This window comes from Ruegeria marina (assembly GCF_900101475.1).
GTDB lineage: Bacteria > Pseudomonadota > Alphaproteobacteria > Rhodobacterales > Rhodobacteraceae > Ruegeria_B > Ruegeria_B marina.
The window spans coordinates 1-9,815 of record NZ_FMZV01000039.1 but is presented as its reverse complement, the minus strand read 5'-3'; the positions used below and the strand labels follow the sequence as shown (position 1 = coordinate 9,815).

Below are 9,815 nucleotides of genomic sequence, written 5' to 3'. Positions count from 1 at the left end.
AAGACGCTGATCTCGGGGGATGCCACCCCGGCCGAGGGCGATACCGTCACCTACCAGATCACCGTGACCAACGCCGGTCCGGCGCAGGCGACCAATGTCAGCTTGACCGACAGCCTTCCGGCGGGGCTCACCGCCACCGCCAATAACGGCACCACCGCCACCGGCACCTATACTGCTGGCACCGGGGTCTGGGCCATTGGCACTCTGGCCAATGGCGCCAGCGCCACGCTGACGCTTGAAGGTGTGGTTGATGCCGGCCAGGCCGGCAATACCATCACCAACACCACGACCGCGGCTTCCGGGGATCAGACCGATCCGGGCACTGCGGGTGACGATCTCTCCGAGAGCGTGACCGTGGGTGACGTGATCTTGGCAAATGATGACGATTACAGCGTTGATCCAATAAGTAGTTTTACAGGTGGCACCGTAGGTTCTGTGCTGACCAACGACACAATAAACGGTGCGGCGGTACCCGTTGACGGTTCGCTTACAACCATCGTGTTGTCCGATTATAGTGATTTAAGTGGAGTAACTATTTCCGACAACGGTATGATAACTATACCCGAAGGCTTGGCGGCCGGTGAATATTCCATTGTGTATTCAATTTGCGATCAGAATAACCCGATCAACTGTGCGAGTGCTTTAGTAAATATTTTGATTTCAGAACCATCGCTTCTTCCGATCATCGCTAAGGACTTGAAGACCGTCCTAGAGGAAGATTTGTCCATAACAATGGTGCAGCAAAGTCATCAAATGGGCGGCTTTGCAGATGGGGCTCTTGAACGCGTACGAACGCGTACAGGATTGGCCTGTCTCGAGGCCGTGAATGCACGATTGAAGGCTGAGAATATTTTCTTCGATACTGATAAAGCGACAATCAAGCCGGAAAGCGCAAGGATTCTCGATGATTTGGCACAAATATTGGGAACGTGTGAGGGGAATAGGTTTGAGATTAGCGGTCATACTGACAGCGACGGATCGGAAGAATACAATATGCGCCTCAGTCAGCTACGAGCAGAGGCCGTCCTTCATGCGCTTGTCATGCGCGGTGTTAGAGCCGAAGAATTCATTGCCCGCGGTTATGGCGAAAGCCGTCCAATTGCCAGTAATATCACTGAAGCCGGCCAAGCCGCGAACCGGCGAGTGGAGTTCCTTTCCATCCAAGGCGATGATTTGTACGGGAAATGTTATGAAGCTACGAACAGGGGTCGATTTCTTGACATCACGGCAAACGGATCTGGGTCAACGATAGATGGTTTCTTTCTGGACGAACGCCATGATTGTAGTCGAGATGCCTGGACTATCTTTGAGGGTTCGCTCAACTATCTAGAGACAGCAAGTGGAATGTCGCAGGGCATGATGAACTTGTCCTACCGACGGGAGAATTTCACTGGCAAGGAAAGCGTGCGTGGGTATTTCTTTGGTGCTTATGTTAGTCAAAATGACGTTAATAATCGCGCAAATGGAGAAATCCTTGGATTAGGTTTCAATGGTGGCATTTATGGCGCGAGCCAATTGAGAAATGGAATTTTCCTTGACTACTATCTGGGCGCTGCAGTAGGTCGGCACGAATTCGATCTCGACTTTGACAGAAGCGTTGGCACAATAAATGCCAGTGGAGATTATAGTTATTTCGCCGGGTTTTTTGGTGCCGCTCTCTCGGGTGACATGCAGTTGGGGAGCCGTACGGTTACTCCGAGTGTTGGTTTCGACTATTCTTACTCGCCTGGTATTGAAGCGGATGTCATTTCTACACTCGATAGTGTAGTACAATTCGATGTGCTAGAATTGAGTCCGATATTCGGCGGAAGGGTATATGCTGAGGTCCGCGACGAACGTCTCATCAACAACAAAAAAACACTATTTGCTTTGACGCCAAGGTTGGCGTGTTATCAGTCAATAGGAGACTTGGATGGAGTGTGCAGTATTGGTGGTTCGATAGAAATTGTCAGCGCTAATGAGCATGATGACTTCTTCTACGGTTTCGAGATTGACGGGGACTGGGGTAAAGGTTTCTCCAGGCGCTCCATCACGGGTAGTGTTTCGAAGAGAATGCGGTATGGCGCGCTTCGCGGGGATGTAACACTTGGTGCATTCGGAGCACTGGGTATAGAGGGTATATACGAGCTTAACTTCTGAACGGGTGTTTGTGAATCCCGGAGGCAAAATGGACAGCGGAATCGGGGCGTTGTTGCATAAATCAGCCAAGGAGCGGACTTCTGCTTTCCTCGGACGGATTTACTCTACGGGCATGGTGACGGGTATGCCAAGCGCGGTGTAGCCGTGCAGCACGGCGATGCGGACCTGCAATTCCGCGACCTGGCGATCGAAGTCTCGAGCCATCAATGACTGACCAAGCAGCTTGATGCAGTTCATCCTGGACTCGACACGGCTCCTGCGGTGATAACCGCTCCATCGTCGCCAGATAGCGCGACCCGAACGGCGATGGTAAATAGGGGCTCCAAGCGGTCGAACGATCCGATTTCCGGGATGGCCGGTTTTGGGTGGCGAATGGCCAAAGCCGCCCGCCACCTTCGTTCAAAGGTCGATCCTTTCAGCGATGCTCAAAGCATCTTCAAGCTCGACGCCCAGGTAGCGCACAGTGCTGTCCACCTTGGTATGGCCAAGCAACAGCTGGACGGCTCGAAGATTGCCGGTTTTGCGGTAAATCTCCGATGCTTTCGTCCGGCGCAGAGAGTGAGTGCCGTATCCGCTCGGCTCAAGCCCGATCGAAGTGACCCAGTCGCGGACCAACCTTCCGTATTGGCGGGTCGAGATATGCGGGCGGTCGTGAAACCTGCTTGGAAACATGAACGCAAACCTGAACATTTCGGGAGCATTGACCCAAGTCATCACGGAATCGCGCGTGTTTTCCGTCAGTTCGAACTGAACCGGCTTACCGATCTTGCTCTGGATGACGCTCGCACGCTCGCGGGCACGTTGATTGATCACAAGGTCAGACACCTTCAACCGAACCAGATCGCACCCACGCAACTTGCTGTCGATGGCAATATTGAAGAGTGCCAAGTCACGCAGATTACCGGCGAGCTCCAGGCGTGCGCGGATCGCCCAAACCTGTTTCGGCAGGAGCGGTCGCTTCTGGCCGATGATCCGGCCTTTATTCCAGGCCCTGGTTTTGGGCTTGAGTGCAGGAAGTTGACCTCTGGGCATGATATACCCTCCAACCCTCCCGCCAGGCCCAGACATCAACACCGTGTCGACGATCAATTCTACCAACTGTGCGAATGGCAGGTCGCGGCAAGCCGCAGACCAGCGAATTGCTGCACGGGCAGTCGGCGGCTCGGAGCCCATACCGGAAGTGGTCCAGCTACAATGCTCGCAGGTGCAGCAAGGCTACCAACAAAGCCGTCAGCCGCGGTGCAGAGAGAAAAGCGGCCGTTCGTTCACAGCGCAGCGAGTTTTTTTGATGCCGTTGTTCGAGTTGGGGACATTTCTGCCGGACGCAGATGCAGCGAAATCTACTTCAGCTTGACGGCCGAGTCATTGAAGCACTCGCGGCGAAGCAGCACAGCTTCCCTATAGCGGACATTCAGATCGACCAAATCGACCCAAATCCAATCCGGTCGTTCGCTGCACCGGTCTCGGACGTCTCAGTTGCGGAGATACTGTTGAAAAACTCTGCTTGAGCGATGCTTTGGCTGCTGATTCAATTCTCTTGAGTTGCAGGAGAGTTGCTGATGATGGGACCGAGGCAAGTTGCGCAGGGTGCGCTGTTCTACGAGTTCAGTATTGAGGATCACGTTCCGACGGATCACCTTTTGCGCGCGATCGACCGGTTTGTGGACCTTGTTGACATGCGCCGACATCTCGCGCCGTTCTACAGTTCAACAGGCAGGCCCTCGGTTGATCCCGAGCTGATGATCCGAATGCTGATTGTGGGCTATGCCTTCGGTATCCGGTCAGAGCGGCGGCTGTGTGAAGAGGTGCATCTGAATCTGGCGTATCGCTGGTTCTGTCGCCTCGATCTGGCCGATCCGGTGCCCGATCATTCCACCTTTTCCAAGAACCGACATGGACGTTTCCGGGACAGCAACCTCTTCCGGCATCTGTTCGAGCAGGTGCTGGCGCGCTGCATTGCCGAGGGACTGGTCGGCGGCGAGAGCTTTGGAGCAGATGCTTCGCTCATCAAGGCTGATGCCAGCCGCTATACGAAGGTGGACTTCTCGGAATGGTCTGCAGCAGATGCTGCAAACCGGGCGACGCAGGAATACCTTGATACGCTCGATGATGCGGCCTTCGGCGCTGCGACACCGGTAAAGCCGAAGGCGATCTCGCCCGCCGACCCGGCCGCGCGGTTGACCGGAGCCAATGGCGACAGGCCCTTCTTTGCCTACAGCACCAACTACCTGGTCGATCTGGACCATGCGATCATCGTCGATGTCGAAGCGACTGCGCCGATACGTCAGGCGGAAGTGGGTGCCGTGCGAGACATGCTGGTGAGAACCCAAGACCGTTTCGACCTGCACCCATGGCTGCTGGCCGCAGACACGGCCTATGGTGCGGCGGAGATGCTTGGCTGGCTTGTGAAAGAGCAAGGTATCGAACCCCACATCCCGGTCTTCGACAAGTCCGAGCGCAAGGACGGCGAGTTTCCTGCCACTGGCTTCACCTACGATCCCGACACCGATGCATATAAATGTCCCGGCGAAAAGGAACTGAAGCCGTACTGGCGGACATCTCAAAGGGGTGCCCGGCGTTCGGCAAGGATGGCTTCAAGAAATACGACGCCCGGGAACAGGATTGCGCGGCGTGTCCGCTAGAGCCCCGAGGCACACCCAACCAGGCGACCCGAAAGATCGCCGGATCCCGACATGAAGACGCCCGCCAAAAAGCACGGGATATCGCGAAGACCGATGCCTATGTCGTCTCCAGCTACGCCAGAAAGAAGGTAGAGATGCTCTTCGCCCACCTCAAACGCATCATCGGCCTCGACCGCCTCCGCCTTAGAGGACCAAACGGCGCCAAGGATGAGTTCCACCTCGCAGCAACAGTCCAGAACCTCCGCAAACTTGCAAAGCTCAGACCAATCTCGGCGTGAAGAGCCGAGCAGGAAGACTTCAGCCGCTATTTCCGCCGCGCTTACACATCGACTTTTTCAACAGCATGCGGACGAAGCGGTCGTTCGGCTTTCGCACCCGAGTGGCTGGTATCCACGGGTAAGCGACTGTGAAACGCATCACCTGAAGCGGAAGCTGGTGGTTTGCTGCGTGCATGAACTTTGACATGCAACGGGCTCGGAGGTACCCCCATTTAAGCGCGAGATAGAGCCCATTATCGGAGCCAGGCGCGCAGACGTGACAGAAATCCGGCAGAGATATTGCGAACGGTTATCGGAACGATGACTACCAACCCATGCCCCTTCGCATAGCCAGGATTACGCGCCTTGAAGAAACGGACATAATGGTTGTCGCCGCGTTGGCTGGGAGCGTTTTCCTGCCGTACCTCAATTGTCATCCATCCTACGTCACGCACGAATGGATCGGCCTCACTCACGGGCGGTGCCGGGAAGCTGTTGATGAGCTCGCGTGCAACTTCCTGAATGACTTTGGGCGTTTCAAGGTCAGGATGCGGGTAGACCTGCGGAAAATTCTGGCAGGCCAGATCATAGCTCGAAGTGTGTACAAGGGTCCCGACATAGTAGATCGGCGTGAATGGATGCCTAAGCTTTTCGGCAATAGAGCGGATCATCCTGAACCGGTAAGTTGCACCGTACCCCCGGTACTCCGACAAGAGCCCGGCTTCCGCTCTTAAAACAATGACGTAGCGCCCTGACACCTGCCGCCAGAATCGATGGGCCGCGCAATAGCCGACGATTTGACCGTCCGCGGCAATGAAAAGCTGTATGAGCGTACTGTCTGCCGACGGGTCAAACACATGATTTTCGAAATCCTCAAGGGAAACGCCCGCGAATATTTTCTGGTTTAACGCGTAGAGTAAACTCATCAATTCAGCACGCTCGGCCGTGGACATTTTCGCAGGATCGACCGTGGATCGCCTTGCAATCCCAGGCTTAGTGCTTTTGCGTTTCTTGAAATCAAGCATGGGCCTGACCTTCACTAGGCGACGTACTTGTTTCCAAACATTCGCCCTCTGTTCATGTTAACCGCCAGAACTCCGCCGCGACGTCTGTTGTGCGTATAGCGCTTCAATCTCGGACCGATAGCGCTCTTGGATGACATGTCGCTTGATTTTCAAGGTCGGCGTCAAGCTTCCGTCTTCAACCGTCCAGGGCTGCACTTGACTATGAACAGCACGTACTTGGGCATATTCAGGATGATCCCGCAAAAGTTGCGCCACACGCGCCATGATGGCCGCGTTCGCCGCCTGCGCATTGGGTAAATCTGGATTGAGACCGTGGCGTCCGGCGAATGCGGCCCAGTGGTCACGATTCAGCACCAGTATCGCTGAAACGAACGGGCGATTATCGCCTAATGCGCAGCTTTGTTCAAAAAGCAGGTCCGCCTGGATCCCCGCCTCGATCTCTGCAGCAGCGGCTTTTTTGCCTGTTGATAGGACGATGACGTCCTTCAACCGTCCTGTAATAAATAAGTGGTCCTCGCGAAATTCCGCTGTATCGCCACTGTGCAACCAGCCCTCCTCGTCGATGGCAGAGGCGGTACCTTTGGGGTCATTCCAATAGCCTTGCATAAGGGCTGGTGACCGGACCAGCAACTCGTCCTCGGCGGTAAGTCGGGTTTCGATCCCGCGAAGCGGCTTGCCGACGGAACCAGGAAAACTGTCCTCAAAGGTGGTCCCACTGACGACGGGAGCAGCTTCTGTCAGACCGTAACCCTCAACAAGCGGCAGGCCGACGCCGATCAGGAATTGGCTCACCTTCGTCGATAATTGAGCGCCGCCACTGGCTGCAACACGCAGGCGCCCACCAAAGGCGTGAAGGATAGGGCGTGCGACCAGCCGCTCTAGCAATGGCCAGAAAAGCAAGCTCGCCATCTGACTGAACATATTAGCCCTGCCGTGACGCGCTTCGAAACGCCGCCAGCCAATCGCCACGGTCTTCTTTACTAGCCAACTCTTGAGCGAACTTTTTGAGGCTTCCTTGACGATCGCTTCGTAAAACCGCTCATAAAGGCGCGGCACGGCCACCAGGATCGTCGGCCGTACTTCAGAAATGTCCTGCTTCAGAGTTTCTATCGCTCGAGCGAATACTACCCTCGAGCCACCCATCATCGCCAGATGGTAGCTCATGGTGCGCTCAAACGCATGGCTGAGTGGCAGCAGGGACAAAAAGACGTCGTTTGTCAGAGGCGGAATGTTCACTGCAACCGCCTCGGCATCCCACAGAAGAGCATAATGGGACAACATGGCTCCCTTAGGCCTACCTGTCGTGCCCGAGGTATGTATGATCGTGGCGGTGTCCTTTGGCGCGCATCGGATTGGCCCAGGGTCACCCTCTGCCAGGTCCAAGACCTCGCCAAGACGGCGGACCTTGCTTCCGCAGACTTGCTCATGCACCTCACTATTTCCGCGCACCCAAATTTGCCTCAAAGTACCGCCGCTTTCGAGAGCGGGCTTCACTGCCTCTAATCGCTGCACGCTCTCGACAAGACACAGCCGTACGCCACAGTTGGAAAGGACAAAGTCGATATTGGCCTCGCTGTCTTGAAGATAGAGTGGCACGGTCATCAAACCGTTTGCCATGGCCGCGATGTCGAAGGCGATCCAGTCGATGCAATTCCGCAGCAAGATCGCTACCCGGTCGCCCTCCTCCATGCCTGCCTGATCTAGCGCAACACGATAGCGGGTAACTATTCGCTCCATTTCACTCCAAGTCACATCCCGCCACGTTCCGTCGTCAAACTCAGAGTAAGCTACGGCGTTCGGAGTTCGTTCAGCCCGACACGTCAGCAAGCCTGGAATTGTCCCGGCAGCTTCAAAACCGATGAAGTCGAGATCTGGTGATGTTGCGCGCTTCATAACCTAATTGATATGACTGAATCGCGCTCTATGCTTTGAGCAGGATCAACCATATCTCTTGGTCAAATCGAGCAGGTTACTGGGCGTTCGGTTGCACGGCCAAAAACGAGTGCTTCATCCGCACGGCTGTCCGTGACCCAACTTTTCATGATGCGAAGGACGCGCGGTCGGTTTGATGGCGTTGCTCTGCGGCGGTAGGGCGGCAAGGAAACGGTGCGCTTCGCCGTCAATATCGTGGGTTATGTCCGCTTGCCGCCCTTCGCGACGGTTTCTGCGCACTTCGCCAATTCACAGTATGGGCTCATTCCGTTGAAAAACTCGTGCTTGATCGAGGTGCGTCTGGCTGATTCAATTCCCGAAATGGGTTGGAGGATCGGCGATGATGGGACCGCGGCAGGAGGCGCAACCAGCGCTGTTCTACGAGTTCTCACTTGAGGATCATGTCCCGCAGGACCACCTCCTGCGCTCCATCGACCGGTTCGTGGATCTCTCCGGCATCCGCGCCTACCTTGCCGATTTCTACAGCCATACTGGCCGCCCGTCCGTCGATCCTGAACTGCTGATCCGCATGTTGCTGGTCGGCTATTGCTTCGGTATCCGATCCGAACGGCGGCTCTGCGAGGAGGTGCATCTGAACCTGGCATATCGCTGGTTTTGCCGACTGGATCTGAGCGACCGGGTCCCTGACCACTCGACCTTTTCCAAGAACCGGCATGGCCGGTTCCGCGACAGCGAACTACTGCGGCACCTGTTCGAGATGACTGTGGCGCGGTGCATCGAAGAGGGCCTGGTCAGTGGGCAGCGCATGGCTGTCGACGCAAGCCTGATTGAGGCCGATGCCAACAAGCAGAACTCCACGCCAAAGGAGGAATGGGACGCCCGGCAGATCGATCCCGCCTATGCGCCCCGGGCCGTTCGCGAATATCTGGACTCCTTGGATGAAGCTGCCTTCGGCGCGGCCAGCGAGGTCCAGCCCAAGTTCACCTCCCATTCCGACCCTGCCAGCCAATGGACCGCGGCACGCAAAGGGCCAGCATTCTTCGCCTATTCCGACAATTACCTGATCGACACGGATCACGGTGTCATCGTCGATGTCGAGGCCACAAGATCGATCCGGCAGGCAGAGGTGGGGGCGACACGCACCATGCTGGACCGGGTGAGGGACAAGTTCCATCTTTATCCCGAGCGGCTGATCGCGGACACCGCTTATGGCACCGGACCGATGCTGGGTTGGCTGGTCGACCGCGAGATCGCCCCGCACATCCCCGTCTTCGATAAATCCAGACGCAGCGACGGCACATGGACCCGCGCCGATTTCGAATGGGATGCCGGGAACGATCAATACATCTGCCCCGAAGGCCATGAACTCAAGCAGTTCCGCCGGAATTATTCCGACCCGAAACGAGGGCCGACCAGCACGGGACGAGCCAAGTACCGGGCCTTGAAATTGACCTGTCAGGCTTGCCCGTCCAAAGCAAAATGCTGCCCGAACGCGGATGCCAGATCGATCACCCGCGAAGAGCATGAAAACGCCCGTCAGGTCGCCCGCGACATCTCCAAGACCAAGCAATACGAAATCTCGATGAAGCTGCGAAAGAAGGTCGAGATGCTGTTTGCGCACCTCAAACGCATCCTTGGCCTCGGACGCCTCCGATTACGTGGCCCATGCGGCGCAAATGACGAATTCCTCCTCGCCGCCACCGCCCAAAACCTCCGCAAACTGGCGAAGATCTTTCCTGCACCGCAGAAACCGAGAACAGCCTAACAATAAAGGCACTCGCGCCTTGAACCAGCGCCCACTTATTGCAATCGCAACACGATGTTTTTCCACAGAATCGGCTCAATGCAGCCATTAGCTG

At 56.0% G+C, this 9,815-nt stretch carries 5 protein-coding genes and 2 pseudogenes; 3 read left to right on the top strand and 4 right to left on the bottom strand.

Annotated features, from left to right (window positions below; all coding sequences use genetic code 11):
- Nucleotides 1-2,139 (top strand): OmpA family protein (locus BLT75_RS23715; RefSeq protein ID WP_143028669.1); only part of this gene is annotated, 2,139 nt, incomplete at its 5' end.
- Between the two features lie 99 nt (nt 2,140-2,238).
- On the opposite strand, the pseudogene BLT75_RS23710 reads toward BLT75_RS23715, so the two are convergent.
- Together BLT75_RS23710 and BLT75_RS23705 are read right to left on the bottom strand one after the other, a co-directional pair.
- Nucleotides 2,239-2,436: pseudogene (locus BLT75_RS23710) on the bottom strand (IS5/IS1182 family transposase); the annotation flags it as partial.
- Nucleotides 2,437-2,538: 102 nt separating this feature from the next.
- Nucleotides 2,539-3,171, bottom strand: coding sequence for a tyrosine-type recombinase/integrase (locus BLT75_RS23705; protein ID WP_093038190.1), 633 nt, complete (start codon nt 3,169-3,171; stop codon nt 2,539-2,541).
- Nucleotides 3,172-3,698: 527 nt separating this feature from the next.
- Between BLT75_RS23705 and BLT75_RS23695 the strand changes: the two are divergent.
- A pseudogene (locus tag BLT75_RS23695) lies at nt 3,699-5,059 on the top strand (IS1182 family transposase).
- A gap of 233 nt (nt 5,060-5,292) precedes the next feature.
- Here BLT75_RS23695 and BLT75_RS23690 read toward each other — a convergent pair.
- A complete protein-coding gene (locus BLT75_RS23690) occupies nt 5,293-6,063 on the bottom strand; it encodes a hypothetical protein (RefSeq protein WP_093038184.1) in 771 nt (256 codons plus the stop codon).
- 57 nt (nt 6,064-6,120) lie between these two features.
- Entirely contained in the window at nt 6,121-7,956 is a 1,836-nt protein-coding gene (locus tag BLT75_RS23685; protein WP_093038181.1) for an AMP-dependent synthetase/ligase, read from the bottom strand.
- Nucleotides 7,957-8,335: 379 nt separating this feature from the next.
- Between BLT75_RS23685 and BLT75_RS23680 the strand changes: the two genes are divergently transcribed.
- On the top strand, nt 8,336-9,721 hold the full coding sequence (locus tag BLT75_RS23680) for an IS1182 family transposase (protein WP_093029670.1): 1,386 nt from the start codon (nt 8,336-8,338) through the stop codon (nt 9,719-9,721).
- Nucleotides 9,722-9,815: the final 94 nt, after the last annotated feature.

Coding starts and splice junctions, on each gene's coding strand:
- BLT75_RS23705 (WP_093038190.1), bottom strand. CDS start 3,171: ATGCCCAGAGGTCAACTTCCTGCACTCAAGCCCAAAACCAGGGCCTGG.
- BLT75_RS23690 (WP_093038184.1), bottom strand. CDS start 6,063: ATGCTTGATTTCAAGAAACGCAAAAGCACTAAGCCTGGGATTGCAAGG.
- BLT75_RS23680 (WP_093029670.1), top strand. CDS start 8,336: ATGATGGGACCGCGGCAGGAGGCGCAACCAGCGCTGTTCTACGAGTTC.
- BLT75_RS23685 (WP_093038181.1), bottom strand. CDS start 7,956: ATGAAGCGCGCAACATCACCAGATCTCGACTTCATCGGTTTTGAAGCT.